Source organism: Paracoccus aestuariivivens (assembly GCF_009711225.1).
In the GTDB taxonomy this organism is placed as follows: Bacteria; Pseudomonadota; Alphaproteobacteria; order Rhodobacterales; family Rhodobacteraceae; genus Paracoccus; species Paracoccus aestuariivivens.
The window spans coordinates 837,378-852,741 of sequence record NZ_WMIE01000001.1 but is presented as its reverse complement, the minus strand read 5'-3'; the positions used below and the strand labels follow the sequence as shown (position 1 = coordinate 852,741).

Here is a 15,364-nt window from a genome sequence, read left to right as displayed (position 1 = left end):
GCCGCGGCGATAAAGCTAGAAGGACGGGGGGTTTAGCCCCCGTCCGATGAACCGGACGCTGAACAGGGCGGTCGAAAGGATTTTCATGGCTCGGACACGGGCAAACGATTTCGATGAAAAACGGCGCGGCCTTCTGGACAGCGCCGCCGCCGTCTTTGCAGAGCAAGGCATGGAGAAGGCCTCGATGGCGCAGATCGCGGCGCATGGCCAAGTCTCCAAGGCGCTGCTTTACCATTACTATCCCAGCAAGGGCGAATTGATCTTTGAGATCATCATTACCCATCTGGAAGAGGTCGAAGAGGCCATCGAGGCCGCCGACGACCCTGCCCTGCCGCCCCAGCAGCGCCTGCGCAAACTGGTCGGCACGGTGCTCGAGGCCTATAAGGGCGCAGATAACCAGCACAAGGTGCAGTTGAACGCGACCTCGGCCCTGAGCGATGAGCAGAAAGCCGAGATCCTCGCCATCGAAAAGCGCATTGTCCGCCATTTCGCGGTGGTCCTGCGCCAGATCAATCCCGATCTCGATAATCCCGAGCGTCCGCTACTGACCCCGGTCACCATGTCTTTGTTCGGCATGATGAACTGGGTCTATATGTGGTTCCGCGACGGTGGGCGCATCTCGCGCGAGGATTATGCCGATGTGGCGACAACCCTGATCCTTGAGGGGATCAAGGCCGTTCGCTGAAGCCTTTGCGCTCCAGCACCAAAGGATCGTAGCGCGGGGCCTCGGCCCTGCGGCGATCCGCTTCGGGTGCCGTGAGCGGCTCGGCCAGTTTCAGCTTGTCCCGCGCCTCCAGCGCAAGCTGCTGATAGACGCCCGTCCCGCGGCGCTTCCAGTCGATCTCATCCGCTGACAATTCGCGGATCACCTTGGCCGGTGAGCCGACCGCCAAGCTGTTCGCCGGGATCTGCGCGCCAGCCTTCACGAAGGCCATGGCGGCGACGATGGTATTCTCGCCAATCACCGCCTCATCCATCACCACGGCATTCATGCCGACCATCGCATTGCGGCCAATATGGCAGCCATGCAGCACCGCGCCATGGCCGATATGGCCCAGTTCCTCGACCACGACATCCTTGCCGGGGAAGGCGTGGATGACGCAGGTCTCCTGCACATTGCAGCCCGGCTTCAGGATGATGCGCCCGAAATCGCCTCGCAAAACGGCACCCGGCCCGACATAGACTGTCGGGCCGATGATGACGTCGCCGATCACCACCGCCTCGGGATGAACGAAGGCGGCGGGATCGATGACCGGGACGATACCGTCCCAAGAGTAGATGCGGTTCATTCCGCTGCGACGGCGACGGCGGGCCAGGTCTTGGCGACCATAGTCAGCACGTCATATTGCGCGACGGTCTCGCCCTTCTGATTGGTCACGCGGCAATCCCAACGCACCTCGCCATGCTCGGCATTGGCGCGGGGGTTGATTTCCTTGCAGGTCAGGCGGACCTGAAGCGTGTCGCCGAAATAGACCGGCGCAAGGAAGCGCATGTGATCGACGCCGTAATTGGCCAGAACCGGGCCGGGATTGGGCTCGACGAACAGGCCCGCCGCGAAGGAGGCGATCAGGTAGCCATGCGCCACGCGGTCGTCAAAGAACGGGTTCGCCTTGGCGGCGGCCTCGTCCATATGGGCGTAGAAAGTGTCGCCGGTGAAGTTGGCGAAATGCTCGACATCTTCCAGCGTGACGGTGCGGGCGGCAGTGACAAGTTGGTCGCCGATACGCAGTTCGGCCAGCGACTTGCGGAAGGGGTGGACGCCTTGATTGGCCTCGGCCCCTTCGATCCAGCGACCGGTGACCGCCGACAGCAGACGCGGCGCGCCCTGAACGGCGGTGCGCTGCATGTAATGCTTGACGCCACGCATGCCACCCATTTCCTCGCCGCCGCCAGCGCGGCCCGGACCGCCATGGACAAGCGGAGCCAAAGGCGAGCCGTGGCCGGTCGAGGTCTTGGCAGAGGCGCGGTTCCCGATCAGAACGCGGCCATGATAGGGCGCGACGCCCAGAACCATCTCTTCTGCGACCTTCGGATCATCGGTGAAGACTGAGGACACCAGCGAGCCCTTGCCCAGCTGCGCCAGATGCACGGCCTCGTCCAGCACGTCATAGGGCATGACGGTCGAGACAGGACCGAAGGCCTCGACCTCGTGGATTTTCTCGGCGGACAGCGGCTTCTCGGCGTAAAGCAGGACCGGGTTCATGAAGGCACCCAGTTCCGCATCACCCGAGGACAGGCGGACCTCATCGGGATTGCCCGCGACGATTTCCGCATCGGCCTGAAGCTCGCGGATGCGGTCGCGGACCTCGACGCGCTGGTCGAGGCTGGCGAGCGGACCCATGCGGGTTCCCTCGGTGCCCGGCAGACCGACGGGGGTTTTCTCCAGACGCTCGCGCAGGGCGGCGATCAGGGCGTGAACCTGACCACGCGGCGCGATGACGCGGCGAATGGCGGTGCATTTCTGCCCGGCCTTCGTGGTCATCTCGCGCGCGACTTCTTTCACGAACAGATCGAACTCGGGCGTGCCTGCGACGGCATCGGGGCCAAGGATCGCGGCGTTGAGGCTGTCGGCCTCCATGGTGAAGCGGGTCGAATTCTCGATGATCGCCTTATGCGATTTCAGCTTGCGACCGGTCCAAGCCGAGCCGGTGAAGGTCACGGCGTCCTGACCGGTGACATGGTCCAGCAGATCGCCGACCGAGCCAGAGATCAACTGCAGCGCGCCTTCGGGCAGGATGCCGGTCTCGATGATGCGGCGCACCATCAGTTCCGTCAGATAGGCGGTCTGCGAGGCGGGCTTCACGATGCAGGGCACACCGGCCAGCAGCGTCGGCGCGATCTTTTCCAGCATCCCCCAGATCGGGAAGTTATAGGCGTTGATATGCACCGCGACGCCTTGCAGCGGCGTCAGGATGTGCTGGGCGCTGAAACTCGAGTCCTTCGACAGCGCCTCGACCTCGCCATCGGTCCAGACGCGGGTGTTCGGAAGCTCGCGGCGCGCCTTCGAGGCAAAGGTCAGCATCGTGCCGATGCCGCCCTCGATGTCGATCCAGCCATCCGGGCGGGTCGCGCCAGTATGCAGGCTTTCGGCGTAGAATTCCTCTTTCTGGCCCATCAGCGCAAGGCCGAGCGCCTTGAGCATCGCCGCGCGCTCATGGAAGGTCATGGCGCGCAGCTTGCGGCCCGCGACCTCGCGGCCATAGGCCAGCGTCGCCGCGAAATCGATGCCGCTGGAATCGATCGTCGCGACGGGCGCGCCGGTCGCGGCATCCAAAAGGGTCTGGCCGTCCTTTTCCCCGGGGGTCCAGCGGCCGCAGACATAGCTTTCAAGCCGGCGCGGAGTGGTCATGGGCTTATCCTCGATTTGTTCAGTCAGGCACGGCGCAGGGCCGCCCCTTCAAAGGCCGAATGCGGCCAGTTTTTCGTTTGCAACATCCTGCCAGCGGGCCAGCAGGGCTTGGTTCGTCTGATGGCGCAAGCCGAAGCGCGCCAAGGTATCAAAACGGGCGGAAGCAAGACTGCCGAAGCCCGCCTCGACGCGGGGCCGCCAATAGGCCAGCGCAGCGCGCGCAGCCTCGCGGCCCTCAGCCGTCGCGGTGATTTGGGCAAGGCCTTCAAGGCCAAGCTCGGCATGGCGCGCCTCGCGCGGGGCGATCTCGCGGAAGACATCCGCCAGCGGCCCGTAGGAGACGCGGGTCAGTTCCGTCATCTGCACGCCCGTCGCCAGACCTTGCAGCACATTCAGCACCACGGCATCGGTCCAGCCGGTGATCGGGTAATGCAGGACCGACAGGCGCATGTCGCCGCCGATTCGCGCCGTGCCCAGATCGGCATTTCGCGCGACGCGAGCGGCCCAGTCATGTTGCGCCTCATAGCGGGCCATGTCGGTGCCGAATTCGCCCATCACAGCAAGGACGCGACCGGCATGGTCGGCCTTTTCCAAGGTGATGCGGCTGGCCGCGATGCGTTCCTTGATGCCCGGCGCGAAATTGATCGCATCGGCGAAACCGGCCGAGGCGGCCAGCTCGCTGTCAACAAAGCTTGCCATCAGGCGCAGCAGCTCGCCGCGATAGCGCGCGGGCACATTGCCGGGGGCGCTCAGCACGCCCCCTTGTGCCAGATAGTCCTCGATATTCATGGTCTCGGACATGGCTTGGCCCTTACTCGTCGTAAGTGACGACGACGCGATGCGATACCGGATAGGCCTGACAGCTCAGGACATAGCCGGCGCGGACTTCGTAGTCCTCAAGCGCGTGGTTGATCGCCATCTCGACCTCGCCCTCGACCACCTTGCAGCGGCAGGTCGAGCAGACGCCCGCCTTGCAGGAATAGGGCGCGTCCATGTTATTGGCGATGGCGGCATCAAGGATCGTCTCGCCCTGACGAGCCATCTCGAAGCTGCGGGTGGCGCCGTCCAGAGTGACGGTGGCGGCAGTCCCTGCCCCCGGCGCGATGGCATCGCGCGAGACGGCGCGGGTCTTGGCCTTGCCGGGCTGGCTGCTGGCGAACAGTTCGAACTTGATCTGCGCGTCGGTCAGACTGTGTTCTTTCAGCGAACCGGCGATTGCCAGCATCATCGGCTCGGGGCCGCAGATAAAGGCGGTGTCGATCGAATCCGCGTCCAGCCAGTGCTGGAACAAAGCCGTCATCTTCTCGGCGTCGATCCGGCCGGTGAACAGGTCGATCTCCTGACCTTCCTGCTCAAGGACGTGGATGACCGAGAAGCGGCCCAGATATTCGTTCTTCAGATCGTCCAGTTCCTCGCGGAACATGATCGTGTTGATCTGGCGGTTGGCATAGACCAGCGTGAATTGCGATCTCGGCTCACGCGCCAGCACGGTCTTGATGATCGACAGCACCGGCGTGATGCCCGAACCACCGGCAAAGCCCAGATATTGCTTGGCCGAGGCTTCCTCGATCGGGGTGAAGAAGCGACCCATCGGGGGCATCGCCTCGATCTCGTCGCCGGGGGCGAGGTTTTCGTTGGCCCAAGTCGAGAAAGCGCCGCCATCGACGCGCTTGATGCCGACTTTCAGGCAGCCTTCGTCAAGGCCCGCGCAGATCGAATAGCTGCGGCGCAGTTCTTCGCCGTCGAAATCGCGGCGGAAGGTCAGATATTGGCCTTGGGTAAAGTCGAACAGCGCGCGATCCTCGTCGCGCGGGGCGAGGGTCAGCACCACGGCATCGCGGGTCTCGCGGCGTACTTCGGTAACCTTCAGCGGGTGGAAGCGTGCCATTTGGGTGTCCTTCCTGAATGAGCGGGATGCATCCTCAGATGCATTTGAAATAGTCGAAGGGTTCCAGACAGTCGGTGCAGCGATAGCTTGCCTTGCAAGGCGTCGAGCCGAACTGGCTGAGTTTTTCGGTCTTGGTCGAGCCGCAGCGCGGGCAGGCGATGGTCAGGTTCGAGGACCCCGCCAGCCGTGCAATCCGCCCCGCCAAGCGCCCGTCGGCGGCAGTGCCGTCGATGGGGGGCGCGATGCCATAGGCGCGCAGCTTATCGCGGCCTTCCTCGGTGATCCAATCCGTCGTCCAAGGCGGCGAAAGCTGACGCTCCAGCCGCAGCTTGTCGATGCCGTGGGCGCGCAGCGCCGTCTCTATATCAAGGTTGATGATCGAGGTCGCCGGGCAGCCGGAATAGGTCGGCGTGACGGTGACGACCAGCGTGTCATCGGCCCAAGCGACATCGCGGATAATGCCAAGGTCGGTCAGGCTGATGACCGGGATCTCGGGGTCCGGGACCTGCGAGAGCCAGTCCCAGACCTGATCCGTGCCGGGGTGCTGCGCGACGTTCATGGCGTTACCAGCTTGCGCCCGGATAGGCGCGCTGCAGGAACTGCATCTCGGCCAGAAGGAAGCCCAGATGTTCCGAATGGATGCCCTGCTTGCCGCCCTTGTGCTGCCAAGCCTGACCGGGGTTCTCCAGCGTCGCCTCGGCCAGAACCGCGTTCACGGTAGCTTCCCAAGCGGCTTTCAGGCTGGACGGCAGCGGTGCGATGCCCGTTTCCGCAACGGCCTGATCGATCGCGTCGTCAAGGAACATCTCGCCGGTATAGGCCCAGAGCGATTTCAGCGCCTTGTCCATGCGGGCACGGCTTTCCGCCGAGCCATCGCCCAGACGGATCACCAGATCGGCCGAACGCTCGAGGTGGTAAGCCACTTCTTTCTCGGCCTTGGCGGCAATCTCGGCGACGCGGCTGTCGGTGGATTTCACCAGAGCGCGCAGCAGTTCGATATGGAAGGCATCAAACAGGAACTGGCGCATCAGGGTCACGCCGAAATCGCCATTCGGACGCTCGACCAGCAGCAGGTTGTGGAACGCACCCGCATCGCGCAGGAAGGCCAGTTGGTCGGCGGTGCGGCCCTTGCCCTCGACCTCGGCGGCGAGACCCAGCCAAAGCTGGCACTGGCCGATCAGGTCAAGCGCGGTGTTCGCCAGCGCAATGTCTTCTTCCAGCGCGGGCGCATGGCCGCACCATTCCGAGACACGGTGCCCAAGGATCAGGGCATTGTCCCCGACCCGCTGCAGCCATTCCGCGAAAGCGGTCCGGTCGATATTTGCGACCTCAGCCATCACATATGCCCCACAACGTCCGGGATGTCGAAGAAGGTCGGGTGGCGATAGACCTTGGAGTTCGCCGGCTCGAAGAGCGGGCCTTTTTCCGAGGGCGAGGACGCGGTGATCGCGTTCGACGGCACGACCCAGATCGAGACGCCCTCATTGCGACGGGTATAGACATCGCGGGCGTTGCGGATCGCCATTTCGGCGTCGGGCGCGTGCAGGCTGCCGACATGGCGGTGGTTCAGGCCATGCTGACCACGGATGAAGATTTCCCACAGGGGCCATTCATTCTTGGACATCGTTTGGTCCTTTCTGATTTGCCGACAAGGGCAAGTTGTTCATGCGGCTTCGGGCAGCGAGGTGCGCCCGAGCAAGGATTCAATTGCCATTCCGATCGCGAGCAGCCTGCGATCCGAGCCTTCCGGCCCGTCAAGCTCGATGCCGACCGGAAGTCCGGTGACCGGGCCAAGGCCCGCCGCCAGTGAAAGACCCGGTATGCCCGCATTCGAACTGGGATCGGCATTGCGGATGAAGCTGCCGAACACCTCGGGCGCGCTGGCCTCGGGGCCTTGCGTGGTCGCGACCAACGGCGTGGTCGGGAAGATCACCGCCTCAACGCCGCTTTCGGCGAAAAGCTTGACGTATGCCGCAATCAGCGCGGGGCGCGCGACCTCGATGGCATGGCGATAAATCGGCGCGATATCGACCAGTTGCCCATCCGGCGTCGGCAGTTTGCCGGGCAGGACAAAGCTTTCATAGGTCGCCCGCACATCCGGGCTGGCCATGGCGGCGACAACGTCTTCGATGGTCTTGCCGGGGACATATGCGGCCAGATAGTCGCGCAGGTGGTCGCCCGCCTCGCCGAAGCAGACCGGGAAGCTGACCTGATGGTTCAGATCAAAGATCTCGGCCACATCGACGGTGACAAACTCGACGCCCGCCGCTTCGAGTTGCGCTTTGACTTGATCCCAGACCGCCTGAACATCGGCATCGAGGCCTGCGAGGAACTCGGCCCCAAGGCCCAGCTTCAGCCCTTGCAGCGAAACCGGCTGCACTTCGGCGTCACCGGTGATGACGCGATCCATCAACTCGATATCCGAGACACTGGCCGCAAGCACGCCAGCCGTGTCGCGGGTGCGCGAGATCGGCACCAAGCCCTGCCCCGGATAGCGACCCAGCGTGGGGCGCAGGCCCGAGACGCCGTTGATCGCCGCCGGAAGACGAACCGAACCGCCGGTATCCGTGCCCAGCCCCGCCGCAACCGCACCCGCGCCGACAAAAGCGCCCGTGCCGCTGGAGGAGCCTGCCGCGAAGCGGGTCAGGTCATAGGGGTTGCGCACGCCCACTTCCGAGCCGGCCTGGTAGGTCGGGTTGTAGCCCGAGATGCCAAAGGCCAGTTCGTGCATATTGGTCGTGGCGACAACAATCGCGCCCGCCTCGACTAGCTTCGCCAGCACCGGCGCATCGGATTTGGCGATGGCGTCCTGCAGACCGGGCGTTGCCGCCGCCGCAGGCAGACCCGCGACTTGGATATTGTCCTTGACCACGATGGGCAGACCGGCGAGCGGACCAGAGACCTCACCAGCATCAACCTTGGCCGCTCGCGCAAGCGCGGCAACTGCGTTGGAATGCGCCAGCGCGTTCAGCTCCGACCAGCCGGTGATCGCGTCCAGCGCCTGCTGCACCGCCGCGACGGCGGTGATGCGGCCCGAGGCGATCTCGGCCAGCAGCTCACCTGCCGATTGCCGGGGGGTGGCGGCGGCTTCCGCCTCCTTGGCTTGCGATTGAGACATCGCGTTTCCTCCCTGCATCGTCCCGGATCACTCGGCCGCGTGACGGCGCGAGGCCGCTTTTTCGGCATGGGCCATAAGCCCGTCGCGGAACCATGCGCCGTCGTCCCAAGCCTTGACGCGAGCGCCAAGGCGCTCCTCGTTGCAGGGGCCGTTGCCGGCGATCACCGCGAAGAACTCGGACCAATCCGGCTCGCTGAAGTCGTGGCCGCCCTTTTCCTCGTTCCATTTCAGGTTCGGGTCGGGGATGGTCAGGCCCAGATATTCGGCCTGAGGCACGGTCTGGTCGACGAATTTCTGGCGCAGCTCGTCATTGGTGTTGATCTTGATCTTCCACGCCATCGACTGGGCCGAGTGGACCGAGTCCTTGTCCGACGGACCGAACATCATCAGCGAGGGATACCAGAAGCGGTTCAGCGCATCCTGTGCCATGGCCTTCTGCTCGGGTGTGCCCGAGGCCATCTTCATCATGATGTCGTAGCCCTGCCGCTGGTGGAAGCTTTCTTCCTTGCAGATGCGGATCATCGCGCGGGCATAGGGACCATACGAGGTCCGCTGCAACGGCACTTGGTTCATGATCGCCGCGCCATCGACCAGCCAGCCGACCGCGCCGATATCGGCCCAAGTCAGGGTCGGATAGTTGAAGATCGAGGAATATTTCATCTTGCCGCTGTGAAGCTGCTCAAGCAACTCGTCGCGGGAAATGCCCAGCGTCTCGGCGGCGGAGTAAAGATACAGGCCGTGGCCCGCCTCGTCCTGCACCTTGGCGAGCAGGATCGCCTTGCGCTCCAGCGTGGGGGCGCGGGTGATCCAGTTGCCCTCGGGAAGTTGGCCGACGATCTCGCTATGCGCGTGCTGGCCCATCTGGCGGATCAGCGTCTTGCGATAGCCTTCCGGCATCCATTCCTTGGGCTCGATGCGCTCACCGCGGTCGATGCGCTCTTGGAAGGCGATTTCCTCGGGCGACATTTCCTCGCGGGTTTTCGACCCTTCGGATTTCACGAGCTGTGCATACATGGCTGGCCTCCCTGTCAGACGCGTTCGATGATCATTGCGATGCCCTGCCCCACGCCGATGCACATGGTGCAAAGAGCATAGCGCCCCCCGGTCCGGTGAAGCTGATACATCGCGGTGGTCACAAGCCGGGCGCCCGACATGCCCAGCGGATGGCCCAAAGCGATGGCCCCTCCGTTCGGGTTAACATGGGGTGCGTCATCCGGCAGTCCAAGATCGCGCAGCGTCGCAAGTGCCTGGCTGGCGAAAGCTTCGTTGAGTTCGATCACGTCCATCTGGTCGATGGTCAGACCGGCGCGCTCAAGCACCTTGCGGGCGGCAGGCGCGGGGCCGATGCCCATGATGCGGGGCTCGACGCCAGCGGCCGCCATAGCGACGATGCGTGCCTTGGGGGTCAGGCCGTGTTTCGCCGCGGCAGCGCCCGACAGGATCGCCAGCGCAGCAGCGCCGTCATTCACGCCCGAGGCATTGCCAGCGGTCACAGTCAGGTCGGGGCCGTTGACGCCCTTGAGCTTGGCCAGTTGTTCGGCAGTGGTGCCGGAACGCGGATGCTCGTCAGCCGAAACGAAGATCGGGTCACCCTTGCGCTGCGCGACGCTGACCGGAACGATCTCGGCGGCGAAGATGCCAGCTTCCTGCGCGGCGGCCCAACGGGCTTGGCTGCGCGCGGCGAAGATGTCCTGATCCTCGCGCGAGATGCCGAAATCGGCGGCGACATTGTCAGCGGTCTGCGGCATCGTATCGACGCCATATTGCTTTTTCAGCGCCGGGTTGACGAAGCGCCAACCGATGGTGGTGTCGTAGACGGCATTGCTGCGCGAGAAGGCGGATTCCGCCTTGGGCATGACGAAGGGAGCGCGGGACATCGACTCGACGCCGCCAGCCAGAACGAAATCGCAATCGCCAGCGCGGATCGCGCGGGCAGCCATGCCGACCGCATCCATGCCCGAGCCGCAGAGGCGGTTGATCGTCGTCGCCGGAACGCCGATGGGCATCCCTGCCAGCAGGACCGCCATGCGGCCGACGTTGCGGTTATCCTCACCAGCTTGGTTCGCGCAGCCGAAGATCAGGTCGTCGACGGCGGACCAATCGACGTGCGGATTGCGCTCCATCAGCGCTTTCAGCGGCAATGCCGCCAGATCGTCCGCCCGGACCGAGGACAGAGCCCCGCCGTAACGCCCGATGGGCGTCCGTACCGCGTCGCAGATGAAGGCGTCGTTCATGCCCCACTCCCTTAGAAAGTCTGGAAAGATCGGCAAACCTCCAATTCACCGACCGTTTGGTCAGCTTATAGGCGACAAAACATCACAGTGGAACTAAAAATTTAGATTTGTCTGTGATGTTTTTAGGCATGCGTTTACTATGCTGAATTCGCTAGAGATTCACGACAGCCCGGAAAGACGTTTGGATGTATCCGGCGTGATCTCGGGCAGGAACCCGTCTACACCCTCGAATCGTGCCGCGACATGGCGATCAGCGGCAGGGCTGAGATTGCGGTATAGGTCACGGAACAGCGTGCGGGCGTCGAGCCCTTTCCAATCCTCCGGCAAAGCGTGGGCAGGCAGACGCGGATCACGCAGCAGCACACCGCGATAGACATGCACCAGCAGCAGACGCGCCACCAGCGCAGCGCCATCCGAAAGCCCGCCGTTGCATGCGGCCTTGGCCAAGCCTTCAAACCGCGCCAGCATGTCGAGATAACGGGCTTGCAGGGCGGAAAGATCCCAGTAGCCCGCGACCTCTTGCACCGCTTCCGGATCACCCGCGCGAAACAGAACCGCTCCGGGCGGCGGGATCTGACCGCGATTAGGACGGATATAGACCTGCCCGCCCATATGGCCCATGCGCAGCTGCCGGGCATCGTCCTCGGAGAGGTTTGGCGCGTGCAGAATCTGCCAACCCTGCGCCTGAACATCGGGGGCGTAGAGAAGCGCGGCAGCTTCCGAGAATTCTTTCTGCGCCGAGGAATCCAGCCGGTAATAGCTGCGCCGCCCTGCCCTTTCCCCCGATAGCTGTTTGGCCGCGACTAGACGCGAAACGGCCGTGCGGACCAGCGATTCATTGATGCCTACCCGGTCGCAAATCTCGATCAGCGTGCCGGTCCACAGGACTCCGCCGCGCGGCACGACGACATCGCCATAGACGGTCACGATGAACGAGGCCGAACGCAATTGCAGTCCGTCTAGAATCCCCGCGATCAGATCGTCATTCCCCATCGTCCCTCCGCGCGCTGCAAAGCCGCGGGCCATCGTCAGGTCCTCGCGCTGTGAGGATGGTTACGATGTGTTTGCGAAATCCGCCATAACTCTGCAAGGCAAGGGCTCCTCTTATCATCCCGCCCTACATTCTGACCCGCGCTGGCAACGTAAGGAGTGAAACCATGCGAACTGGAACATAGCTTGCACAAATACGGACCGCGAGCGTAGCTTAATCATATCCGCAGTAGTTGCAGAGTATACGGGTTACATTCAGCTAACTATTATGACGCGCCGCAGACTCGGAAACTCGATCTGCGCCGTATCCTGAAGTGGCTTGAGATGATGTACCGCTATGTATTGCCCGATAAACGACGACGAGGCTTTCAGGCATAGAAGCGTGCCGTCAAAGCTGACAAATGACAGCGCCGAAAACCAGCTGCGATGCAACTCAGGCTCGGTTCCGGCCAATCTATGCAAGGTAATCGCGAACGGCATCTGATCCGCCGGTTCAGGCTTCGCACGAAAATCGATGCGGACAACCTTGTCCTCAGCTGGCTTGTCTTCGATATGGCCGGATTGCATCCGCGCCGAAAAATCTGGACCGACTTCGGACCAATGAGGCGCGCTGAGCCGATAAAGCTCGGCGTAATTGAGACGATACGCGGCCACCCTCCCCCGAACCCCCGGTCGGAGTTGCAAGAGTATACTTGCCGATGTCAGACGTTTGATTTCCCGCTTCACAGTCCGTTCGTCCACCGACCACATCCGAGCAAGATCGCGTTGGCTGACCGAAAACTCATCGGCCTTCCAATTATACCGTGCCGTGATCAAAGCAACGAGCCGAAGCATCGACGTCTGAAAACCTGCCGTTCCATTCAGGCCCGCCACCGCCAGGGCGGTCAACAAGTCGTATTTTTGAGCCCCAGCCTGTGGGCCGGTAAATCGTTTCAGGTCCATGCTAGGACGTCCCGCTGCCTCTCGTCATCGGCTTCTATGACCGATTCCCGCTATCACAGCAGAGTGATCCTCTCTCCCGTGATTTGTCAACGGCAAGCTAACAACGGGATCAGGCCGAAAAAACCTCAAAAACAAGAAAAGCAGGTTAAATTGGTTAAGGGGGACAGTTAGTTGTCACCAATACCGTGGCGCTTTGTCACCCTATTCTTGTTTTTCAGCCTTTTGCGTCACCCAAAAAGAGCTTCAGCCAAATCATTAATCGCGTAAATTCTCGTTTCGCTACGAAATCGCGAAAAATGAAAACTGATGTTTTGCACATCCTGAAATTCGCGCTATTGAAGTAGCATTAGCAAAAAAGACGAGCAGTGTCATGCGCGACCATTCCGACCTTCAACAGATGAATGAACGCAGCCTCGCCCAGCAGGCTGCGGTGAGGAAAGCGACCTTCTCTCCCGCCGAGAAGAAGACTCTTCGACCATTCTCTATCTGGGAAATCAGCCAGTTTATGTTCGATGTGCCAGCCGATACGCTTCGCAAGAAGTTGGCCGATGATCCGTCCTTGCCTCAGGGCGCGGTAGAGGATGATGGGCGTCAACGGTGGTTCTCGTTGGCCGAGATCAACGAATTGCGCCGCCGTCTTCGCTTCAGAGGCAAATCGCTGCTGCCAAAACGCCCCGCAGGTCGTGCGATGCGGGTTGCTGTTTCCAACTTCAAAGGCGGCGTAGGCAAGACCGTTGTCGCTCAGCATCTCGCCAATGCGGCGGCGCTGGATGGATATCGGGTTTTGGTGATCGATTTCGACCCTCAGGCAACGATGACGCATTCGATGGGTCTCGTCGAGGTCAAGGAGTGGAATACTGTCTGGGGCATCATGTGTCGCGACCTTTGTCGTGAGGCCGACAGGATCGTCGCGGCCTATGATGATCCTGCGGATTGCCCCTACCCCGCTGCCGACGAGCTTCCTGATGATGTGCAGTCGATCGGCGCGCAGCGTGCCCAGGATTTCATTCAGAAGACCGCCTGGTCGACCATCGATATCATCCCGAGCTGTGCCAATGCCGCGTTTGTTGAATTCGCAAGCGCTCAGTACCGCTCAATGCATAAGGCTTGGAGCTTCTTCGGCTGCGTCTCGCGCTATCTCGAGGAACTGCCCGAAGACCAATATGACCTGATTATCTTCGATTGCCCTCCGGCGATTGGCTATCAGTCGCTGAACGCTGCCTTTGCTGCAGACATCCTCTATATTCCCTCGGGCCCCGGCTATTGGGAATACGATTCTACGACGAGTTTCCTTGGCCAGCTAGGCGACGCCATGGAGGATATTTCCGACGGCTTTGCCAAAGTGGCCGAGGATGCCGGTATCCGTTTGCCTAAGCGGTTTGACGATATTCGCCTGCTGATGACCCGTTTCGAAACCTCCAACCCTTTGCATCTAGCGATGATGGATGCGTTCCGGAACGTGTTCGGTGCGGATGTGTGCCATAATGCCATTGAGATGACCCGAGCTGTCGAGCAATCAGGCCGCTTCCAGCAATCTGTCTATGAGCAGGATTATCGGCAGATGACCCGAGAAACCTGGAAACGCGCACGACAGAGCTTTGATGCCGCATATGGCGAATTCAGGGATACCGTTCTTCGGTCTTGGGAGGCGCGCAATGCCAAGGAAGGAGTTGAAGCATGAGTGGCAAGAACAAGTTTGGATTTGGCCCCCTTGATGCCGGTGATGTGTCGCCCCGGAAACGGGATGTTGGTCCGATGGGAGCAGCAGTGCGCGAAGCGGCGAGCAGCCTGAACGAAAGCAGCGAGAATTTGGTCGAGCAGCGCCGGCTGAATGCGGCTGATGCAAAAGCCTTCCGTTTGGCGCAAGAGGAGGGCCGTGTTCTGATCTCAATCCCTTTGGATGAAATCAGGACGGATGATCTACCACGTGATCGCCTCGATCTTTCTGCCGTTTCAACATCCGACGAAATGGAGGAGTTGAAGGCGTCCATTCGGGAAAGGGGGCAGAAAGAACCGATCGAGGTCTTTTTGACCGAAGGCGGATATCAACTGAAAAAGGGTTGGCGACGCCTGAATGCGCTTCAACAACTGCGGCAGGAAAGCGGCGATGTGCGATTTGCTAAAGCTGTCGCGCGAGTTTCGGAAGGGCCTGCCAGCCGCATCGATCTTTACATCGACATGGTCGAAGAGAATGTCATCCGCGAAGATTTGAGCTTTGCCGAGATGGCGCAGGTCGCGATCGCCGCCGCGAATGATGCTGACATGGAAGGGCAGGGGGCTGACGAACTTGTAGGGCGAATTTATGCCTCACTTCACAAAATGAAGCGGTCTTATATCCGAAGCTTTGTCTACCTGCTTGAGGTTTTGGGCGAGGATCTCAAATTTCCGAAAGCGGTAGCGCGGAACCTGGGAGTCGAGGTGGCGCGCAAACTTCAATCGAATCCTGCGTTATCCGCCAATCTGTGCAATGCTTTGTTAAAGGTCGAAGGACCGGAAGATCAGGCCGAGATACTTCGCCGGTTTGCTACAGAGGTGTCCGAGCCGCCGAGTGAGAAGGCAGGTGAGCGTGTGCGGCAAAAGAACGTAAAATACGAGTTTCACGTCGGATCCGCCAAGGTGACGGCAAGACGAGGAGAGTGCCGCATCCTGTCTGATGTAGACTTTCTTTCGGTTGATCGACGGCGGCTGCAAAAAGCGATCGAGGCATTTCAGACGGTTCTTGATGGCGCGTAACCCACGGGTTACTTGTGTCCGGCAACGAAAGGGTAACCCGTGGGTTACCCTTTCTGCTTTTGGGCACACATGATTAGTCTTTGCCTATGCTGTTTGGTTTGATCATAGGA

General features: G+C 61.6%; 15 protein-coding genes. 3 read left to right on the top strand and 12 right to left on the bottom strand.

Annotated elements, in window-relative coordinates; translation table 11 throughout:
- Positions 1-85 precede the first annotated feature (85 nt).
- Entirely contained in the window at positions 86-685 is a 600-nt protein-coding gene (locus GL286_RS04255; RefSeq protein ID WP_155094265.1) for a TetR/AcrR family transcriptional regulator, read from the top strand.
- Here the strand turns inward: GL286_RS04255 and GL286_RS04250 are convergent.
- The 12 genes from GL286_RS04250 to GL286_RS04195 form a co-directional block, all read right to left on the bottom strand.
- Positions 669-1,289: an acyltransferase gene (locus GL286_RS04250; protein WP_155094264.1), complete on the bottom strand. Its 621-nt coding sequence runs from the start codon at positions 1,287-1,289 to the stop codon at positions 669-671. The two genes, GL286_RS04255 and GL286_RS04250, sit on opposite strands and share 17 nt — an antisense overlap.
- Positions 1,286-3,349, bottom strand: coding sequence for a phenylacetic acid degradation bifunctional protein PaaZ (gene paaZ, locus GL286_RS04245; RefSeq protein WP_155094263.1), 2,064 nt, complete (start codon positions 3,347-3,349; stop codon positions 1,286-1,288). Before paaZ ends, GL286_RS04250 begins: the two co-directional genes overlap by 4 nt.
- A 48-nt stretch (positions 3,350-3,397) precedes the next feature.
- Positions 3,398-4,150 carry a Phenylacetic acid catabolic protein gene (locus GL286_RS04240; RefSeq protein ID WP_155094262.1) on the bottom strand — a complete coding sequence of 251 codons (753 nt, stop codon included), beginning with the start codon at positions 4,148-4,150 and terminating at the stop codon, positions 3,398-3,400.
- A gap of 10 nt (positions 4,151-4,160) precedes the next feature.
- Positions 4,161-5,237: a 1,2-phenylacetyl-CoA epoxidase subunit PaaE gene (paaE, locus tag GL286_RS04235; RefSeq protein WP_155094261.1), complete on the bottom strand. Its 1,077-nt coding sequence runs from the start codon at positions 5,235-5,237 to the stop codon at positions 4,161-4,163.
- A 34-nt stretch (positions 5,238-5,271) separates the two neighbouring features.
- Positions 5,272-5,796: a 1,2-phenylacetyl-CoA epoxidase subunit PaaD gene (paaD, locus tag GL286_RS04230; RefSeq protein WP_155094260.1), complete on the bottom strand. Its 525-nt coding sequence runs from the start codon at positions 5,794-5,796 to the stop codon at positions 5,272-5,274.
- 4 nt (positions 5,797-5,800) lie between these two features.
- Complete coding sequence (gene paaC / locus GL286_RS04225; protein WP_155094259.1) at positions 5,801-6,574, bottom strand: 1,2-phenylacetyl-CoA epoxidase subunit PaaC; 774 nt, start codon at positions 6,572-6,574, stop codon at positions 5,801-5,803.
- Entirely contained in the window at positions 6,574-6,861 is a 288-nt protein-coding gene (gene paaB / locus GL286_RS04220; protein ID WP_134679157.1) for a 1,2-phenylacetyl-CoA epoxidase subunit PaaB, read from the bottom strand. The genes paaC and paaB overlap by 1 nt, the downstream gene beginning before the upstream one ends.
- A 39-nt stretch (positions 6,862-6,900) precedes the next feature.
- Positions 6,901-8,355, bottom strand: a complete 1,455-nt coding sequence (locus GL286_RS04215; protein ID WP_155094258.1) for an amidase family protein — start codon at positions 8,353-8,355, stop codon at positions 6,901-6,903.
- Between the two features lie 27 nt (positions 8,356-8,382).
- A complete protein-coding gene (paaA, locus tag GL286_RS04210; protein WP_155094257.1) occupies positions 8,383-9,369 on the bottom strand; it encodes a 1,2-phenylacetyl-CoA epoxidase subunit PaaA in 987 nt (328 codons plus the stop codon).
- Between the two features lie 14 nt (positions 9,370-9,383).
- Entirely contained in the window at positions 9,384-10,589 is a 1,206-nt protein-coding gene (gene pcaF, locus GL286_RS04205; RefSeq protein WP_155094256.1) for a 3-oxoadipyl-CoA thiolase, read from the bottom strand.
- A gap of 159 nt (positions 10,590-10,748) precedes the next feature.
- Positions 10,749-11,615, bottom strand: a complete 867-nt coding sequence (locus GL286_RS04200; protein WP_246184816.1) for a PaaX family transcriptional regulator C-terminal domain-containing protein — start codon at positions 11,613-11,615, stop codon at positions 10,749-10,751.
- A 219-nt stretch (positions 11,616-11,834) separates the two neighbouring features.
- Positions 11,835-12,521, bottom strand: a complete 687-nt coding sequence (locus GL286_RS04195; RefSeq protein ID WP_155094255.1) for a hypothetical protein — start codon at positions 12,519-12,521, stop codon at positions 11,835-11,837.
- Positions 12,522-12,891: 370 nt separating this feature from the next.
- On the opposite strand from GL286_RS04195, the gene GL286_RS04190 reads away from it, so the two are divergent.
- The gene (locus GL286_RS04190; RefSeq protein WP_155094254.1) at positions 12,892-14,202 is read left to right on the top strand and encodes an AAA family ATPase; all 1,311 of its coding nucleotides are present in this window, start codon (positions 12,892-12,894) and stop codon (positions 14,200-14,202) included.
- Complete coding sequence (locus tag GL286_RS04185; protein ID WP_155094253.1) at positions 14,199-15,254, top strand: ParB/RepB/Spo0J family partition protein; 1,056 nt, start codon at positions 14,199-14,201, stop codon at positions 15,252-15,254. The genes GL286_RS04190 and GL286_RS04185 overlap by 4 nt, the downstream gene beginning before the upstream one ends.
- Positions 15,255-15,364 lie beyond the last annotated feature (110 nt).

Excerpts from the sequence above, each read along its gene's own strand:
- GL286_RS04255 (WP_155094265.1), top strand. The coding sequence starts at position 86 with ATGGCTCGGACACGGGCAAACGATTTCGATGAAAAACGGCGCGGCCTT.
- GL286_RS04250 (WP_155094264.1), bottom strand. The coding sequence starts at position 1,289 with ATGAACCGCATCTACTCTTGGGACGGTATCGTCCCGGTCATCGATCCC.
- paaZ (WP_155094263.1), bottom strand. The coding sequence starts at position 3,349 with ATGACCACTCCGCGCCGGCTTGAAAGCTATGTCTGCGGCCGCTGGACC.
- GL286_RS04240 (WP_155094262.1), bottom strand. The coding sequence starts at position 4,150 with ATGTCCGAGACCATGAATATCGAGGACTATCTGGCACAAGGGGGCGTG.
- paaE (WP_155094261.1), bottom strand. The coding sequence starts at position 5,237 with ATGGCACGCTTCCACCCGCTGAAGGTTACCGAAGTACGCCGCGAGACC.
- paaD (WP_155094260.1), bottom strand. The coding sequence starts at position 5,796 with ATGAACGTCGCGCAGCACCCCGGCACGGATCAGGTCTGGGACTGGCTC.
- paaC (WP_155094259.1), bottom strand. The coding sequence starts at position 6,574 with ATGGCTGAGGTCGCAAATATCGACCGGACCGCTTTCGCGGAATGGCTG.
- paaB (WP_134679157.1), bottom strand. The coding sequence starts at position 6,861 with ATGTCCAAGAATGAATGGCCCCTGTGGGAAATCTTCATCCGTGGTCAG.
- GL286_RS04215 (WP_155094258.1), bottom strand. The coding sequence starts at position 8,355 with ATGTCTCAATCGCAAGCCAAGGAGGCGGAAGCCGCCGCCACCCCCCGG.
- paaA (WP_155094257.1), bottom strand. The coding sequence starts at position 9,369 with ATGTATGCACAGCTCGTGAAATCCGAAGGGTCGAAAACCCGCGAGGAA.
- pcaF (WP_155094256.1), bottom strand. The coding sequence starts at position 10,589 with ATGAACGACGCCTTCATCTGCGACGCGGTACGGACGCCCATCGGGCGT.
- GL286_RS04200 (WP_246184816.1), bottom strand. The coding sequence starts at position 11,615 with ATGGCCCGCGGCTTTGCAGCGCGCGGAGGGACGATGGGGAATGACGAT.
- GL286_RS04195 (WP_155094255.1), bottom strand. The coding sequence starts at position 12,521 with ATGGACCTGAAACGATTTACCGGCCCACAGGCTGGGGCTCAAAAATAC.
- GL286_RS04190 (WP_155094254.1), top strand. The coding sequence starts at position 12,892 with ATGCGCGACCATTCCGACCTTCAACAGATGAATGAACGCAGCCTCGCC.
- GL286_RS04185 (WP_155094253.1), top strand. The coding sequence starts at position 14,199 with ATGAGTGGCAAGAACAAGTTTGGATTTGGCCCCCTTGATGCCGGTGAT.